Annotated in this window: 15 protein-coding genes; 14 read left to right on the top strand and 1 reads right to left on the bottom strand. The window is 45.3% G+C overall.

What is annotated here, in order from left to right:
• Positions 1 to 65: 65 nt before the first annotated feature.
• The 12 genes from R8G66_18870 to R8G66_18815 all read left to right on the top strand — a co-directional run bounded on the left by R8G66_18870 (position 66) and on the right by R8G66_18815 (position 11479).
• Entirely contained in the window at positions 66 to 1634 is a 1569-nt protein-coding gene (locus R8G66_18870) for a sodium:solute symporter (protein ID MDW3194447.1), read from the top strand.
• A gap of 71 nt (positions 1635 to 1705) precedes the next feature.
• Positions 1706 to 2116, top strand: a complete 411-nt coding sequence (locus tag R8G66_18865; protein MDW3194446.1) for a hypothetical protein — start codon at positions 1706 to 1708, stop codon at positions 2114 to 2116.
• Positions 2117 to 2251: 135 nt separating this feature from the next.
• Positions 2252 to 3316, top strand: a complete 1065-nt coding sequence (gene paaE / locus R8G66_18860) for a 1,2-phenylacetyl-CoA epoxidase subunit PaaE (protein ID MDW3194445.1) — start codon at positions 2252 to 2254, stop codon at positions 3314 to 3316.
• A 3-nt stretch (positions 3317 to 3319) separates the two neighbouring features.
• The gene (gene paaA, locus R8G66_18855) at positions 3320 to 4264 is read left to right on the top strand and encodes a 1,2-phenylacetyl-CoA epoxidase subunit PaaA (GenBank protein ID MDW3194444.1); all 945 of its coding nucleotides are present in this window, start codon (positions 3320 to 3322) and stop codon (positions 4262 to 4264) included.
• Positions 4261 to 4545 carry a 1,2-phenylacetyl-CoA epoxidase subunit PaaB gene (paaB, locus tag R8G66_18850; GenBank protein MDW3194443.1) on the top strand — a complete coding sequence of 95 codons (285 nt, stop codon included), beginning with the start codon at positions 4261 to 4263 and terminating at the stop codon, positions 4543 to 4545. Before paaA ends, paaB begins: the two co-directional genes overlap by 4 nt.
• A gap of 5 nt (positions 4546 to 4550) precedes the next feature.
• Positions 4551 to 5306 carry a 1,2-phenylacetyl-CoA epoxidase subunit PaaC gene (gene paaC / locus R8G66_18845; protein MDW3194442.1) on the top strand — a complete coding sequence of 252 codons (756 nt, stop codon included), beginning with the start codon at positions 4551 to 4553 and terminating at the stop codon, positions 5304 to 5306.
• 11 nt (positions 5307 to 5317) lie between these two features.
• Positions 5318 to 5776, top strand: coding sequence for a 1,2-phenylacetyl-CoA epoxidase subunit PaaD (gene paaD, locus R8G66_18840; GenBank protein ID MDW3194441.1), 459 nt, complete (start codon positions 5318 to 5320; stop codon positions 5774 to 5776).
• 7 nt (positions 5777 to 5783) lie between these two features.
• Positions 5784 to 6557 (top strand): enoyl-CoA hydratase-related protein, encoded by a 774-nt coding sequence (locus R8G66_18835; protein ID MDW3194440.1) that lies wholly within the window; start codon positions 5784 to 5786, stop codon positions 6555 to 6557.
• The gene (locus R8G66_18830) at positions 6554 to 7714 is read left to right on the top strand and encodes a 3-hydroxyacyl-CoA dehydrogenase NAD-binding domain-containing protein (protein ID MDW3194439.1); all 1161 of its coding nucleotides are present in this window, start codon (positions 6554 to 6556) and stop codon (positions 7712 to 7714) included. The genes R8G66_18835 and R8G66_18830 overlap by 4 nt, the downstream gene beginning before the upstream one ends.
• On the top strand, positions 7707 to 8120 hold the full coding sequence (locus tag R8G66_18825) for a hotdog fold thioesterase (protein ID MDW3194438.1): 414 nt from the start codon (positions 7707 to 7709) through the stop codon (positions 8118 to 8120). Before R8G66_18830 ends, R8G66_18825 begins: the two co-directional genes overlap by 8 nt.
• Before the next feature lie 99 nt (positions 8121 to 8219).
• Positions 8220 to 10718, top strand: a complete 2499-nt coding sequence (gene paaZ / locus R8G66_18820) for a phenylacetic acid degradation bifunctional protein PaaZ (GenBank protein MDW3194437.1) — start codon at positions 8220 to 8222, stop codon at positions 10716 to 10718.
• Positions 10718 to 11479, top strand: coding sequence for an enoyl-CoA hydratase/isomerase family protein (locus R8G66_18815; protein MDW3194436.1), 762 nt, complete (start codon positions 10718 to 10720; stop codon positions 11477 to 11479). The genes paaZ and R8G66_18815 overlap by 1 nt, the downstream gene beginning before the upstream one ends.
• A gap of 37 nt (positions 11480 to 11516) precedes the next feature.
• Here the strand turns inward: R8G66_18815 and R8G66_18810 are convergent, their stop codons facing one another.
• Complete coding sequence (locus R8G66_18810; GenBank protein MDW3194435.1) at positions 11517 to 12050, bottom strand: hypothetical protein; 534 nt, start codon at positions 12048 to 12050, stop codon at positions 11517 to 11519.
• Between the two features lie 223 nt (positions 12051 to 12273).
• Here R8G66_18810 and R8G66_18805 point away from each other — a divergent pair, with 223 nt between their 5' ends.
• Complete coding sequence (locus R8G66_18805; GenBank protein MDW3194434.1) at positions 12274 to 12852, top strand: GrpB family protein; 579 nt, start codon at positions 12274 to 12276, stop codon at positions 12850 to 12852.
• 51 nt (positions 12853 to 12903) lie between these two features.
• The gene (locus tag R8G66_18800; protein ID MDW3194433.1) at positions 12904 to 14892 is read left to right on the top strand and encodes a T9SS type A sorting domain-containing protein; all 1989 of its coding nucleotides are present in this window, start codon (positions 12904 to 12906) and stop codon (positions 14890 to 14892) included.
• Positions 14893 to 14920 lie beyond the last annotated feature (28 nt).

The raw sequence follows: 14920 nt of genomic DNA, 5'->3' as shown, positions 1-14920 counted from the left end.
GTTAGTGTGATTCTCTCCCCTTATTACAAAAGAATTGCACGAAACCAAACCTAAAAAATGAGTATATGGGAGCTGGAATCAGTACGATCGATCTAATAGTCGTTGGAGTTTATTTTGTCGTTGTAGTAGCGATCGGATTATGGGTAGCCAGAGGCACACAAAGTGGTGAAGACCTGTTTCTAGGAGGTCGATCCTTTGGATGGGGACTTGTTGGTTTGTCGCTTTTTGCGTCAAATATTTCCACCACAACGATCATCGGATTGTCAGGTGCGGCTTATGATACAGGTGTAGTAGGGTCGGTCTATGAGTGGATGACGGGTATTCCGCTAGCTATTGCGGCGCTCATTTTTATCCCCCTTTACTTAAAGTCCAGAATCACAACCATTCCGGAATTTCTCGAATTACGTTTCGATAAGAGGTCTAGAAATTTCTTTTCATTCATCACGATATTCATCAGTATCCTCGTTGATACGGCCGGTGGGTTGTATGCAGGTGCGTTGGTGTTGAAGATCTTCTTCCCCGATCTGGTCTTGTGGCATACGACCCTGGTACTGGCTTTGGTGGCAGGTCTTTATACAGCTGTTGGAGGATTGAAGGCGGTTGTTTACACGGACGCCATTCAGGCGATCATTCTGATTCTTGGATGTGCGGTATTGACCTTCATGATGTTTGAAAAATTAGATTTTTCCTGGGCTACTGTTCTGGCAAGTGTGCCTGATGGTCATTTGTCTATGGTTCAGCCCGCTGATCATGAAACACTGCCCTGGCCGGGGCTGATCATGGCGGTTCCCATGCTAGGATTCTGGTACTGGACTACCAATCAATACATTGTGCAAAGAGTACTTGGATCTAAAGACCTCAACAATGCGCGTTGGGGAGTGATCCTTGCTGGCTTTTTGAAGCTGATCCCACTATTTATCATGGTGATCCCTGGAGCCATGGCCATCAGTCTATTTCCGGATCTGGCCAATGCAGATCAGGTTTTTCCTACAGCGGTAATCAATATTCTCCCGGTGGGAATGGTGGGTATCGTGCTGGCTGGTTTGATATCTGCGATCTTAAGTAGCGTGGATTCCACGCTGAATTCGGCCTCCACACTGGTCGTGGTAGATTTTGTTAAAGCCAAGAAGCCTGATCTATCTGATAAAGAAACGGTCAATTATGGGCGGATCACGACGGTCATCCTCATGGTTGTAGCAGCCTTATGGGCCCCATTTATTGGCAACTTCGGCGGAATCTGGGCGTACCTCCAGCAGATGTTCAGTATCATTGTTCCACCAATTGCTGTGATTTTCCTGGTAGGTGTTTTCTTCAAAAGAGGAAACGGACCAGGTGCTTTCTGGACGCTGATCTTAGGTACGCTAGGTGGAGTAATTCTATTTGCTTTGGCGCAAATGGAATTGTGGAACCTGCATTTCGTTTACAACATTGGGATCATGGTGGCCCTATCTGCAGTCATCTTTATCCTAATCAGTAATGCAACAGCACCTCCATCAGAAGAAGCCATCGCGCTTACATTCAAAAAGGAATTGATTGCAGAAGAGACCGAAGGACTTCCCTGGTTCAAAGATTATCGCTACCAGCTGACTGTTCTCATTGCCTGTATTCTGATTGTCTTGTATCTGTTCTGGTAGTATACCAGACAATTCCTGGCAAGATTTCCTCATGGCAGAACTATCCTAAGTTTTGGATGGTTGCTTTTCTCGTGATCAATCGAGGAAAAATAATAAGAATATTAGGGTGGTCTCTTCTTTTACTTACTGCAGTTATTGCTTGTAAAGAAGAGGCTGAACCAACCATGTTTCAAGGGCAGGTAGTCTTCGCGGATGATAATGAACCATTCTTGAATGGTTACATTGAGTTTACTGCCGGAAGTGATGGTGCAAGTGGGAAATTAGCTGACTTTAGGGAGCTTCCTTTAGAAGCGAAGAATGGAGCCTTTGAGATTATATTCGATGCGAATGAAGACATTGTGAGTTTCAACATTGAAGTTAGCGATACCGTTTTTTTTGACGTAATAGGGCCTGAAGATGGATTGGATTGTGGAGCTATTCCCTGTGAAGAGATTTCACCGGGTAATGATTACAGAAATCTAATAATCCGTGTGCCCAGGTGAACCTGAGGTGGGTTGTTAGAAGATGAAATAATCAATTTCCTAACCTCAATTTGATAACCATTCATCCCTTTGACTGGTTTATTTTTTGACCATTTAACTAATGATCATTAGTTTTGAACTACAATTCGTTAGTATATGAAATTTCATTCGCTTCGTGTGTCCAATTTGGAGCGCCCAACAGAGGAAGCAGTCGCTGTGTCTTTTGAAGTTCCACAGGCATTAAAAGAGGAGTTTCGTTTTCTTCAGGGTCAACATTTGACCTTAAGGAAGGAAATTGAAGGCGAGGATGTTAGGCGGTCTTATTCCATCTGTTCTTGCCCGTTAGATGATGAATTGACGGTGGCGATCAAGCGCGTAGAAGGAGGTAAGTTTTCCAACTTCGCTAACGATCATTTGAAAGTAGGGGATGAACTAGAGATTTTACCGCCAGCAGGAAAATTCAATACGCCCCTTGATGCTAAGCAACAGAAAGATTACGTAGCCTTTGCTGGCGGAAGTGGAATCACGCCGATCATTTCGATCATTGAAACGACCCTTCGAACGGAGCCTAACAGCAAGTTTCAACTATTCTACGCTAACCGTAGAACCAGTTCTATTATTTTTCACGAGCGCCTGGAAGCACTAAAAAATAAATACATGGGTAGGTTCAGTCTCTATCACGTGTTGAGTGAAGAACGTATCGATCCGGAACTGTATCACGGAAGAATTGATGCGGAGAAGCTAACTGCTTTCGCTAAGTTGTTCTTTCAGCCCGATCAGGTAGACGACTTCTTTACGTGTGGCCCGGAACCCATGATGTTGAACATACGGGATACCTTACAAGCATTTGGTGTTCCTTCAAACAAGATACATCTTGAGTTATTTACCTCGCCTTTGGGTAAATTGGGTAATGAAACCAAGTCCGCGGCACCTGCAAAAAAGGCCAAAAGCGACCTTACGATTGTGTTGGATGGACATAGCCATGAGATTGCTTATGATTCCAATGAATCCATTCTTGATGTGGCTTATCAAAACGGATTGGACCTTCCGTTTGCTTGTAAAGGGGGCGTATGCAGTACTTGTGTTTGTAAGGTGGAGTCCGGAGAAGTGGACATGAAAGTCAACTACGCGCTGGAGCCTGATGAATTAGAAAGAGGCCTGGTATTGAGCTGTCAAAGCGTACCAGTGACTGATAAAGTGAAATTGACATTTGATGTATAGATCATGAGTAGAGAGGAATTAGAAAAGCATTTTAATGACAAGATTGATCAGGATGTTCGGATCGAACCGAAAGACTGGATGCCTGACAATTACCGAAAGACCTTGATCCGACAGATCTCTCAGCATGCACATTCTGAGATTGTTGGTATGCTACCAGAAGCCAATTGGATCACAAGAGCACCATCCTTGCGACGAAAAGCTGCAGCTCTGGCCAAAGTACAAGACGAAGCGGGTCATGGTCTCTATCTCTACAGCGCCTGTGAAACTTTGGGTGTGGAACGAGATGATCTGTTGAATGATCTGCATTCAGGAAAAGCCAAATATTCAAGTATTTTCAATTATCCCACCTTGACCTGGGCGGATATGGGAGCAATCGGTTGGTTGGTTGATGGTGCTGCGATCATGAACCAGGTGCCTTTGTGCCGAGCATCTTATGGTCCATACGCGAGAGCCATGATCAGGGTATGCAAGGAGGAGTCCTTTCACCAGCGACAGGGATTCGAGATCATGTTGACCCTATGCAAAGGCTCTGAAGCACAGAAGAAAATGGCACAGGATGCGTTGAATCGATGGTGGTGGCCTGCCTTGATGATGTTTGGTCCGACAGATAGTGAGTCTACCCACACGGAGCAGTCCATGCGATGGGGAATCAAGCGTTTCACCAATGATGAGCTTCGTCAGAAGTTCGTGGATGTTACCAAGCCACAAGCGGACCTGCTAGGTATTTCTATTCCTGATAAAGATCTGAAGTGGAATGAAGAGCGCGGCCACTATGATTTTGGAGCCATCAACTGGGAGGAGTTTTTCCAGGTGATTAAGGGTAATGGCCCTTGCAATAAACAAAGAATTGATGCCCGAAGAAATGCCTGGGAAGAGGGCGAGTGGGTTCGTGAGGCCGCAAAGGCACACGCAGAAAAGAAACATTATAAGAAATCGACAGCAGCATGAGTAGTAACTGGCCCTTATGGGAAATTTTCATTCGTAGCAAAGCCGGCTTGAACCACAAGCACGTTGGAAGCTTGCATGCCGCAGACGCGGAAATGGCCGTTCAGAATGCCAGAGACGTGTATACCCGAAGAAATGAAGGTGTTAGTATTTGGGTGGTAGAATCGAAGCACATTGTGGCTTCAGATCCTGATGACTCAGATCCGATGTACGAACCTGCAAAGGATAAGGTGTATAGGCATCCTACGTTTTATGAATTGCCGGACGAAGTAAAGCACATGTGATGCCAATGAATGATTCAACCAAATACGAATACGTACTGCAACAGGCTGACAACAGCTTAATTCTGGGTCAACGGCTAGCTGAATGGTGTGGTCACGGACCTGTGCTGGAGCAGGACATAGCCATGACCAATATCTCGCTCGATTTGATTGGTCAGGCGAGGTTGTTGTATCAATATGCGGCGGAATTGCAAGGAGAAGGAAAGTCTGAAGATGATTTGGCTTATTTACGCGATGCCTGGGATTTTAAAAATGTCCTTTTGGTAGAGCAACCTAATGGCGATTTTGCCCACACGATCTTACGACAATTCTTTTACGATACGTATAGTAGCCTTTTCTATGAGGCACTGATGCAAAGCAGTGACGAAAGACTGGCTTCCATTGCTGCCAAATCCCACAAAGAATCCCTTTACCACGTGAAGTGGAGCGGAGACTGGGTATTGAGGTTGGGAGACGGAACTGAAGAGAGCCATCAACGGATGCAAGATGCATTAAATAACCTTTGGAACTACAAAGACGAAATCGTCACCATAGCTGAGGTTGATCAAAAAGCGCACGAAGAATGGTGGGGCATTGATCTTAATGGCATCCGCCAGCAACGTGATGAAATGATCACGGCTATTCTTACAGAGGCTACTTTGGAAATTCCTGCAGGAACTTATAGCTATGCTGGAGGCAAAGAAGGAAGACATAGCGAGCATCTGGGATATATTTTGGCGGACTTGCAATTCCTTCAGAGAGCTTACCCAGGATTAGAGTGGTAATCTATTGATCAATGATAGAAGCGGCCCAAATCACCGATATCCTTCAGAACGTTACTGATCCTGAGATTCCAGTAGTTTCCATTGCGGACCTGGGAATTTTGAGAGAAGTCAAGACAGATGGTGGTAAGTTGGAAATTGTGATCACCCCAACGTATACCGGTTGTCCTGCGATGTTGGAGATAGAAAAAGACATCAACAACACATTAAAAACTGCTGGAATTCAGGACTTTAAAATCACGACCGTACTTTCCCCGGCCTGGAGTACAGACTTCATGACCGAAGTTGGAAAACAGAAGTTGAAGGAATACGGCATCGCCCCGCCAAATCCTACTGATGAAAGTGACATTGAATGCCCCAACTGTGGTTCCCGCAACACTGAGATGATTAGTCAATTCGGATCAACGGCCTGTAAGTCGTTATTCAAGTGCCACGATTGCCTCGAACCTTTTGATTATTTCAAATGCCATTAACCCTAACATGAAAATTCTAACCGAGCAACAAGAAAACCTGAGGATTATCAAACTGAATCGGCCAGATGTATTCAATAGCCTGGACCGGGAAATGTCCCATGACTTGATCAAGGCACTCAAGGATGCGCAGGAAAATGATAGTGTTCGTGCGGTAATGTTAACCGCCCATGGTAAGGCATTTTGTGCGGGTCAGGATTTGCAGGAGGTGATATCTGATGAATTCATCGGTATTGAAAGAACCGTAGCAGAACACTATAATGAAATTGTCAACGGCATCCGTAATTTGACCAAGCCGGTAGTAGCAGCAGTAAATGGAGTTGCTGCAGGAGCTGGAGCGAACATTGCTTTCGTTTGTGATGTAGTCGTAGCTCATGAAGCAGCTACCTTCATGCAGGCTTTCAGTAAGATTGGTTTGATCCCGGACAGTGGAGGAACCTTCACCTTGCCACGATTGATTGGCTGGCAAAAGGCATCTGCATTGATGATGTTAGGAGATAAGGTTTCTGCTGAAGAAGCCGAGCGAATGGGCATGATATACAAAGTATTGTCCGCAGATGAGTTCGAGGCTGAGTCTTTGAAAATTGCCACTAAACTTTCCAACATGCCCACTAAAGGACTGGCGTACACCAAACACCTGTTAAGTCAATCTTTTTCCAACGATTTTGATCAGCAATTAGAACAAGAGAAGGTTTTTCAGGCGAAATCCGCCTCCACGGAAGACTATCAAGAAGGGATCAATGCCTTTTTAGAAAAAAGAAAACCCAATTTCACCGGTAAATGAGCAAGCTAGGCGTCATAGGTTCAGGAACCATGGGTGCAGGTATTGCGCAAGTGGCAGCTACTGCAGGTTGGGAAGTAGTCTTGCTCGATCAGCAGCAGGAAGCATTAGATAAAGCCAAAACCAAATTGGTTAATGTCATGGCTCGGTTGGTAGAGAAAGGCAAACTCGACCAAAATACAGCTGATAGTATTCAAGGCAGAATAACTTATTCTACGACGATTGACAGTTTTGAAAATAGCGATCTGATCATCGAGGCAATTGTTGAGAACCTCGAGATCAAACAAAAAGTCTTTTCCCAGGTAGAGGAGGTGGTAAGGCCAGAGACCCTTATCGCCTCTAATACTTCTTCACTGTCGTTGGCTTCTATTGGCTCGTCATTGAAAGACCCTTCAAGGTTCATAGGGATCCACTTTTTCAATCCAGCGCCATTGATGCCATTAGTGGAGATTATTCCGGCAGTTCAGACGTCCAGTGAGACGGTGAATCAAGCCAAAAACTGGATCGATTCGTGGAAGAAGCTTACGGTCCTTGCCAAGGATACTCCTGGATTCATCGTGAACAGAGTCGCCCGGCCTTTTTATGGCGAGTCTTTAAGAATCTACGAAGAAGGAGTTGCCGATTTCGCAACCATAGACTGGTCCATGAAAGAGTTGGGTGGCTTTCGCATGGGGCCTTTCGAATTGATGGACTTTATCGGGAATGACATCAATTATACGGTTACTGAAACGGTGTTCCAGTCTTTCTTTTACGATCCAAGGTACAAACCTTCCTTTACGCAAAAGCGAATGTCGGAAGCAGGCTTTTTAGGAAGAAAATCAGGTCGTGGCTATTATGATTATTCGGAAGGAGCTGATAAGCTTACACCTAATGAAGATGCCAAGGTCGGTCAGCAATTACTGGACCGTGTTTTGGTGATGCTAATCAATGAGGCCGCAGACGCTCTTTTCCTCAACATTGCTTCCCGAGAAGACATTGATCTGGCCATGACCAAAGGAGTCAATTATCCAAAAGGATTGTTGGCCTGGGCCGATGAAAAAGGAATTGATTGGGTTGTCAACGGACTGGATCAACTTTACGAAGAGTATCGAGAAGACCGTTATCGATGCAGTCCTTTACTTCGTCGCATGCTAAAAAATGATCAGGCCTTTTATGGTTGAGTCGAAAGCAGCACATATCGCCCAACAAATGATGGCAGGAGATGCCTTTAGTCAATGGCTGGGCATTGAAATTGTTGAAGTTCGTGAAGGTTATGCCCAAATGAAAATGACAGTCCGTGATGAAATGTTGAATGGCCATGGTGTGATGCATGGTGGTATTTCATTTTCTTTGGCTGATAGTGCGTTTGCATTTGCTAGTAACTCTCATGGACAGAAAGCGGTTTCCATAGAAACGTCCATCAATCATACCAAAGCAGTTTTTTCAGGAGATGAACTGATTGCCACTGCAGAGAAAGAAAGCTTATCGAAGAGCGTAGGTTTTTACCTGGTCCGTGTGAAACGAGGAGAGGAGTTGGTCGGACTTTTTAAAGGCGTTGTGTATCGCAGAAGCGAGACATGGGAGTAGTAGAAGAATAATTTTTTTATCGAGAAGATATAGATCATTGAGATGGGACCGATAGGTTCAATTCCTCAATAACACATTAACCCAATAACTCAGACATAAATGAGAAAGATACAGCACTATATCGCGAACCAGTGGGTAGAAGGAGCAGGAGATGGAGCGATTTTGCATCATGCCATCACTGGAAAGCCGGTGGCAGCCCACACCATAGAGGGAATAGATTTCAAGATGGCCTATGATCATGCCCGAAATGTAGGGAATCCCGCGCTGAGGAAGATGACCTTTCATGATCGAGGTTTGATGCTGAAGAAGCTTGCGACGTACTTGATCAAGAAAAAAGAAATTTTCTATGAATCCAGTAAAGCCACCGGAGCAACTCGTGCCGATAGCTGGATTGATATCGAAGGCGGTATCGGAAACTTATTTTCGAATGCCAGCCTTAGAAGACAATTTCCAAATGCGCCCTATCATGTAGATGGTGATACCATTGGACTTTCCAAGGAAGGAACTTTTATCGGACATCATATCATGGTGCCTAAAGAAGGGGTAGCTGTCCATATCAATGCTTTCAATTTCCCTATCTGGGGAATGTTGGAGAAGGCAGCCGTTAACTGGTTGGCAGGAGTCCCATGTATTGTAAAACCAGCTGAACAGACCTGTTACCTAACTGAAGTGATGGTGAAAGAAATCATCAATTCTGGCATCTTACCTGAAGGTGCTTTACAATTGGTCGCTGGCTATGGAAATGGCATTCTGGATCATGTCGATTCTCAGGATGTGGTCACATTTACGGGTTCGTTTGAGACGGGGAAGAAACTAAAGACATTGGATCCGATCATTGAAAATGCAGTTCCATTCAATCTGGAGGCGGATTCCCTGAATTGCGCCGTATTGGGTGAAGATGCTGTCCCAGGCACCCCTGAGTTTGATTTGTTCATTAAGGAAGTCCGTAAGGAGATTACAGTGAAGTGCGGTCAGAAATGTACGGCCGTAAGAAGAATCATTGTTCCGGAGAAGTTAGTTGAAGATGTACAAATTGCATTGGGTAAAGCTTTGCAAAAAACAACCATTGGTGATCCTGATGTAAAGGGTGTAAGAATGGGTGCCCTGGCTGGCAGAGAGCAATTGGAAGAAGTAACCAGGCGAGTGGCTGAATTGGCCAAGACCTCTGAAATGGTGTATGGCGGACAGGATGCCGGAGAAGCCATGGGGGCTGAATGGGACAAGGGAGCTTTCATGTCTCCGGTTGTATTTCTGGATCAGAATCCATTCAAGAATGAAGCGACCCACAGCATTGAGGCTTTTGGTCCGGTGAGTACCATCGTGCCCTACAAAAATATGGATGAGGCCATCGAATTGTCCAAAAAAGGGAAAGGCTCGTTGTGCACATCCATCACCACTGCTGACGACAAATTGGCAACGGAATATGTGGTAGGTGCTGCTTCGCATCATGGCCGGGTGCTGGTACTCAACAGGGATTGTGCAAAGGAGAATACGGGTCACGGATCACCATTACCATTGTTGGTTCACGGAGGTCCCGGGCGTGCCGGTGGCGGAGAAGAAATGGGTGGTAAGCGAGGCGTTTTACACTACCTGCAACGAACAGCGATCCAGGGTTCGCCGACCACACTTACTGCTATTACCGGCGTGTACCAGCCCAATGCCAGGTATACTGAGGCCGAACATCACCCTTTCAAATACCATTGGGAAGACATTCAACCCGGGATGTCGCTAAAAACCCACCGTAGAACCTTAACAGATTCGGATATCATCAATTTTGCGAATCTGACCTGGGATCATTTCTATGCCCACGTGGATACAACCTCTTTGGATGGAAGCATCTTCGAGAAACGTACGGCGCACGGATACTTTATCCTTTCTGCAGCGGCAGGATTGTTCGTTTACCCAAACAAAGGCCCAGTTGCAGCGAATTACGGACTGGAAGAATGTCGATTTATCCGACCGCTTTATCACAACGATACGATCTACGTTCGCTTGACTTGCAAGCAAAAGATGGAGAGGGATGTAAACTCTGCCGAACATCCTAGTGGTATCGTGAAGTGGTTTGTAGAAGTATTTGATACGGAAGACGAGCTGGTGGCAGTAGCTACGATTCTTACGATGGTCCAGAAAAAGCAGACCACTTTCGTGGAAATGACGGAAGCCAAAATCCATGAGTGTCTGAATAAACTTACAGCGGACACCCAACCAGTCTGGGGTAGCATGACGTCACAGCATATGCTGGAACACATGGAATTTTCTTATCGAACCATGTCTGGTGAAATTCAGGATTTTGAAGTGGATACGCCTGAGCGAGTACTGGAGAAAGTACACGCTTCGTTATACAACTATCGAAAGATGCCGAAAAATCACATGTTTCCTTTGGCAGAAAAGTCCGATATAGGGAATACGAAACATGCCACTTTTGAAGACGCCAAAGCCAAGTTTTTAGAGGCACGTCAATCCTATTTAGACCACTTTAAGGAAAATCCAGAAGGGCAAACCAAGCAAGCGGTATTCGGCTGGCTCAATAAGTATGAAAATTACTTATTGGAGCGTAAACATTTGAATCACCATTTCGAACAATTCAACCTTTTATAATGAGCCAGGAAGCTTATGTTAATCTGACTGTTTCTGAAGGAATCGGAACCATCGAATTTTTCACACCTCAGAGTAATTCTTTGCCAGGAACCATCTTAGCCAAACTGGCCCAGATGGTCACAGAGGCTGGTAATAACCCCGAGATCAAAGTGATCATCCTGAAAAGTGGGGGAGAACGTGCCTTTTGCGCGGGAGCAAGTTTTGATGAATTGCTAGCGATTGAAGATCCGGCGAATGGCAAGGATTTTTTCATGGGATTTGCCAATGTGATCAATGCAATGCGAAAGGCACCCAAGTTCATCATCGGCAGGGTACAGGGAAAAGCAGTAGGAGGGGGTATCGGATTAGCTTCGGCCACTGATTATTGCTTCGCGACCAGGTTTGCTGCGATCAAGCTCAGCGAGCTAGCCGTAGGCATCGGACCATTTGTTGTGAGTCCTGCGATTGAACGAAAAATGGGTGTTTCGGCAGTCTCTCAAATGGGTATCAATGCTTCGGAATTCCATGATGCGAAATGGGCATCTGACAAAGGACTTTATTCACAGGTTTTGGATGATGCCGCTGAGATGGACGAAGCTGTCAATACGCTGGCAGATAAGCTGGTAAAGTCGAACCCTGAAGCCATGGCGGAGATGAAGAAAATATTCTGGCGGGGAACCGAAGATTGGGACAATCTCTTAGCGGAACGCGCTCAAATCAGTGGAAATCTGGTGACTTCAGATTTCACCAAGCAGTTCATACAGCAGTTTAAGAAGAAGTAGCTTCCACAAATTAACCTGATTACTCTATGTAATCAGGTTAATTTGTGTACTTCCCACTCCCCACAAACCCATCTTCTCTCTGATCAAAAAGGATGTTGAAGGAGGTTAGGCTGCCGTAAATCTTGGTGATGTATTGCTGAAGGTTCACCTTTTCTTCGTCGGTAAGATTGGAAGCGTTGACGCGTTGTTCCATGACCCTCAGGCGATCCCGGACCATTACGATTTTGTGAAAGAATGTTTCTACAGGTAGTTCGTAGGGCTTCAGGTCAGGATTACCTGGTTGAAAGGTGAGGGTGCCACCTTCCCATTTTGTGCCTAGTTCAGTTTCGTCGACTTCCGGAAGGATAGGTTCCAGCATATCGGATAGCATTCGTTGGACATCTGCCAGGCTGACCAGATCATCGGCCGGAGCGACAGTCTCCAGTATGTTCAGTTCGGCAAGCTCTTCATCGGTCATATCCATGATGCCATGCCGCACGAATGAAATGACCGTTTTGCCGATCTTTTGATTCAAAACGACGCCTACACCTAATTCTTCATGCTCCACTCTGCTGCCTTGTCCTAAGTTCATATGTGTTGGGTTTTCTGTGGATACAAGGATATTACCGGATTTGAAGATTAACAAGCGCGTGCCGGATAAAAGGAGCAGGTACTCGCCTGCCCCGCTGGTGCCGGGCTAAGGCGAAAGGAGTGTGCGGTTGGGCGACTTGTTAAAAATCCCCTTGTCTTCGACCACCCCCTTGATAAGTGGGATTTGTTATCTTCGCCACCCATTTCACAAAACATACATGCTGATGAGCAATACCGACCTTTCCCAACTGACCAAAGAGCAATTTAACACGCTGTATCCAGTAGAATTGGTGGATTATAATCCAAATTGGGTCCGATTATTTGATGCGGAGAAAGCGATGATCTTGTCTGCGGTTGATTCCAATTTATTAGGAAGGATCGAACACTTCGGAAGTACTTCGATCCCAGGCATCAAAGCCAAGCCCTACATTGACATCCTTATTGAGATTGATGAATCGATGCTTTTCAATGAAGGGTTAATTGATCAGTTCAAGCCTATTGGTTACCAACATTGGAAAGTGCCCGAGCGGGATGGAATAGCTGCCTACATGTCTTTTGGGAAAGGCTACTACAATGATGGCACGACAGCCCAGATCTTTCATATTCACATGTGCCCGGCGAATAATTTCATGTGGAAACAAATTGCTTTTCGGGACTATCTGATTGCTCATCCTGAACGAGCACAAGCCTATGAATCATTAAAAACAGATTTAGCTGCAAAGCACAAGAATGACCGTGGCGCTTATGTACTTGGTAAGACTGATTTTGTTGTGGAAACGCTTGCGATGATCAAAGATCAATAAAATTTCGGGTCAATTCGGGAAAAGTGGGGAACCTGGCAGTCTTGAAGATAAATGGAAACCAAATATCGCCTAAGGGAAGGTTGCAGCCTCATAAAAAGATGTTTTGTAGGAGTTGTTGAGTCAGGGGCTTGTAGGACCTTCGTCTCCATATGGCTCTGTTTTAGTGTTTATATATCAGGGGCACAGGATCGACCGCTTGGTGTAAATCTTACAGATGTTTCACCTTTTGGTACACTTTGGTACTATACCAATGCACTGAAGCAATCATCGGGTTGGCTGGTATATGATGCGAACGATGAAGGTGATGCGATCAACCTTTCCAGTGAACTTACCGCCGAATTAAGGTCACAGTATTTTGATGTCAATGGGTATCCGCTTCAGGTCCCATTTGAAGTAGATGATCATCCTGAGTTGGCTGGGAAGTCCCTGATCACAAGCAGTCTTGTCCTCAATGGCCAACCGGAGCCCTATTTGTATCCTGCAGGTACCTATCAATTGAGCTTCGAAGGAACAGGTGTTATAGCAATCCAGGGTGATGTAGATGGTGCGTACATGGAATTTGACTTGGCGGACGTTTATCCTGTACCCATCTCTCGCCCTTCTTCTGTCGGCCTTCAGATATTCATACTTAGCAGTGATATCGATGATCCGATCAGGAATGTGTCGCTTGTTTTCCCAGGCTATCACGAGCAGGCAGAGATTCCAAAGTATCAGGATGACTTTTTGAGATTGTCAGAGCAATTTGAAGTGTTGAGGTACATGAAGCCCCTCAAATCGGAAAACAACACGATTATTGAATTCGAGGACCGATCGACTTCCGAAAATTTCAGTTATTTCCTGGATGTCGAAAATGACATCTTGCCGGGTATGCCATATGAAGATGTAGTAGAAATCAGTAACATAACGCAAACAGATCCATGGATCACCATTCCTTATCTGGCCTCGGATGATTATGTAAGGGCCACCGCCGAGTTGTTCAATCTGTTGGAAAGAGATAGGAAGGTGCATGTGGAATACAGCAACGAAACGTGGAATCCTGCTTATCCGGAAACACGGGCTTATATGCTAGAAAGCGGTAGAGAATTAGTCACCAGTGAAATAGCTGAGGTAGCCGAATTTGAAGCCATTCATCGCTTTCATGCACTACGATCGCTAGAGATTTGGAAAATCTTCGAAGAAACATTGATAGAAACTGCACAGCTAGTCAAGGTGCATGGCTCCCAGTCAGATCCGTTTACTGCGGATCTGGTTTGGGATGCTTATCAGTCAGACCGAGTTAACCCCGAAGGAACACAGCCGGATATGGTAGCTATCGCAGCTTATATAGGGGTCACACTTTTCGATGATTTGAGGAGCCAAAACATCGACATTTGTGCGCATACACCACAACAATTACTCGATACGTTGGTGAATCGAATCAATCCTGAGCTTAATGAAATGGTTTCCAGATATCAGGAATTATTTGGTTCATCGGCGATCGAGGTGGTTGCATACGAAGGTGGGCAACACGTTACTGAACTCAACTTTCAATCGATGGAACCCTGCGCCGAAAGCCTGGTAGCAGAAATGAATGAATTACCAGGGATGACATCATTTTTTTGCGACTTGTTGGAGCAGTGGCATGATAGCTATGATGGGGGTTTGTTCAATGTATTTAACCTTGCCGAAAAGGCGGATGCATTTGGCTCTTTTGGGCTATTGCAAAGTCAGTGGCAAGTCACCGCTACAGCCCCAAAATGGGAAGGCGTGATGAATTGTGAGTCAACACCCATTCTGGCAGTGCATGATGCCTATGTGATTAATACATATCCAAACCCCAGTTCGAGTATACTCAATATTGAAATGCCGGTTGAGGGAGTGTATCAACTGATCAGCATGACTGGAACAGTTGTCCTATCCGGAGAGCTGGCAGCAGGAAAACATCAGCTGACATTGGGACAATTGTCTGCTGGCATTTATGTCCTTAAGGGAGCCTCTACTCGTGGAACATTTACCACCAGGATTACCGTCAAACCGACGAACGTCGAACCGTCAAAATAACCCGCCGTGAATAAACTAGAAGTCAATC

The sequence above is a fragment of the Cytophagales bacterium genome (assembly GCA_033344775.1).
Lineage (GTDB): Bacteria > Bacteroidota > Bacteroidia > Cytophagales > Cyclobacteriaceae > JAWPMT01.
Note: the sequence above shows the minus strand (reverse complement) of the source record. Positions and strands in the feature narration are given on the sequence as shown.

Excerpts from the sequence above, each read along its gene's own strand:
- R8G66_18800 (MDW3194433.1), top strand. The coding sequence starts at position 12,904 with ATGGAAACCAAATATCGCCTAAGGGAAGGTTGCAGCCTCATAAAAAGA.
- R8G66_18870 (MDW3194447.1), top strand. The coding sequence starts at position 66 with ATGGGAGCTGGAATCAGTACGATCGATCTAATAGTCGTTGGAGTTTAT.
- R8G66_18835 (MDW3194440.1), top strand. The coding sequence starts at position 5,784 with ATGAAAATTCTAACCGAGCAACAAGAAAACCTGAGGATTATCAAACTG.
- paaD (MDW3194441.1), top strand. The coding sequence starts at position 5,318 with ATGATAGAAGCGGCCCAAATCACCGATATCCTTCAGAACGTTACTGAT.
- paaC (MDW3194442.1), top strand. The coding sequence starts at position 4,551 with ATGAATGATTCAACCAAATACGAATACGTACTGCAACAGGCTGACAAC.
- R8G66_18825 (MDW3194438.1), top strand. The coding sequence starts at position 7,707 with ATGGTTGAGTCGAAAGCAGCACATATCGCCCAACAAATGATGGCAGGA.
- R8G66_18815 (MDW3194436.1), top strand. The coding sequence starts at position 10,718 with ATGAGCCAGGAAGCTTATGTTAATCTGACTGTTTCTGAAGGAATCGGA.
- paaB (MDW3194443.1), top strand. The coding sequence starts at position 4,261 with ATGAGTAGTAACTGGCCCTTATGGGAAATTTTCATTCGTAGCAAAGCC.
- paaA (MDW3194444.1), top strand. The coding sequence starts at position 3,320 with ATGAGTAGAGAGGAATTAGAAAAGCATTTTAATGACAAGATTGATCAG.
- R8G66_18805 (MDW3194434.1), top strand. The coding sequence starts at position 12,274 with ATGAGCAATACCGACCTTTCCCAACTGACCAAAGAGCAATTTAACACG.
- R8G66_18810 (MDW3194435.1), bottom strand. The coding sequence starts at position 12,050 with ATGAACTTAGGACAAGGCAGCAGAGTGGAGCATGAAGAATTAGGTGTA.
- paaZ (MDW3194437.1), top strand. The coding sequence starts at position 8,220 with ATGAGAAAGATACAGCACTATATCGCGAACCAGTGGGTAGAAGGAGCA.
- R8G66_18830 (MDW3194439.1), top strand. The coding sequence starts at position 6,554 with ATGAGCAAGCTAGGCGTCATAGGTTCAGGAACCATGGGTGCAGGTATT.
- paaE (MDW3194445.1), top strand. The coding sequence starts at position 2,252 with ATGAAATTTCATTCGCTTCGTGTGTCCAATTTGGAGCGCCCAACAGAG.